The sequence below is a fragment of the Streptomyces atratus genome, assembly GCF_040655115.1.
In the GTDB taxonomy this organism is placed as follows: Bacteria; Actinomycetota; Actinomycetes; order Streptomycetales; family Streptomycetaceae; genus Streptomyces; species Streptomyces atratus_D.
This window is the reverse complement of sequence record NZ_JBFAJH010000146.1, coordinates 1-1,335: the sequence shown is the minus strand read 5'-3', so window position 1 is coordinate 1,335 and position 1,335 is coordinate 1. Positions and strand designations below refer to the sequence as shown.

The 1,335-nt window shown below is 64.9% G+C and carries 1 pseudogene; it reads right to left on the bottom strand.

The features are described from left to right. Positions 1-1,335: pseudogene (locus AB0I23_RS41500) on the bottom strand (DNRLRE domain-containing protein); the annotation flags it as partial.

The window sequence follows — 1,335 nt, the reverse complement described above, 5'->3', positions numbered from 1 at the left end:
GGTCCGGGCCGCGAAGTCATCGGCATTGGCCGTGTCCACACCTCGCGGCGTGATCACCTTGGTGGTGTTGCCGACCTGGTCGTACTCGTACTTCGCCGTCCGGTACGTGATCGACGTGGTGCCGTCGTGCGGGACCTTGACCTGAGTCTGCTTGCCGCGCTCGTCGTAGGTGATTTCGGTGGTGTTGTTCTCGGCGTCCGTGGTGGAGACGACCAGCGAGTCCTTGTCGTAGGACCGCTTGGTGGTCTTGCCCGCAGCATCCGTGACCTGCGTGACCCGATGGTTCAGGTCATAGGCGGTCTTGCTGGTGTAGTCGCTGGTGTCGGCCGTCGCGTTCTTCTTCGGGTCGATGACCGTGACCACGTTGCCGACGGTGTCGTACTCGTACGACAGCTTGTCCCCGGCGGCGCTGACCACCGAGGTGAGCTGATAGATCTCGTCGTAGGTGCTGGTCGTCCTGAAGTCGTTCGGGTCCGCGGTGGTCAGCGTGCCCCTGGGCTCGACGGTGGCGGTGACGTTGCCGACCTTGTCGTACGTGTACGTCGACTTCCGCTCGTCCGACGTCGTCGTGTCCTTGGGGGCCGTGGCCTCCTTGACCTGGTCGGCGGCGTCATGAACAGCCGTCGACACCGCGCCGTTGGGAGAGGTGGCGGTCGTGACGTTGTTGTTGGCGTCGTAGACCGGAGCGGGCGTGGTGATCAGCACACCCGCGTTCTGGTCCTTCGGCACCGTGCTGACCAGCGGACGCCCGAACGTGTCGTAGGTCTGCGTGGTCTTCTTGCCCAGCGCGTCCGTGACCTCGCGGACCTGGCCGCGCTCGTCGTAGACGAAGTCCGTCGCCTTCTGGAGCGCGTCCGTGATCTTGTCCGGGTAACCCGTCGGCCCGAAGCCGCTGTTCGCCGTGGCGTTGCCATTGGCGTCGGTGACCTTGGCCAACTGGCCGTAGACGTCGTAGTCGTACTTCGTCGTGTAGTCGCCGGCCGTCGTGGTGGCCACGCCCTTCGGGTCGGTGACCGTCTTCAGGTTGCCGAACGTGTCGTAGCCGAACTGCCACGTACGGCCCTCGGGCGACTTCTTCTGGAAGAGGTCGGCGATGTAGCCGTTCAGACCCGTCTGGTACGTGAAGGTCGCCGCCGCCGTGCTCTTCTTGTTGGCCTCGGCGTCCTTCTGCTCCAGCGGATAGCCGGTCTTCGCGTCGTAGACGTACGTCGTGACCGCCCCGTTGGGCTCCTCAAGACGCGTCACGTTGTTGTCCGCGTCCCAGTTCAGCTTGGTCGCCTGCGACTTGGCGTTGGTGATCTGGGTGGCCCGGCCGTAGCCGTCCGTGACGTAGGT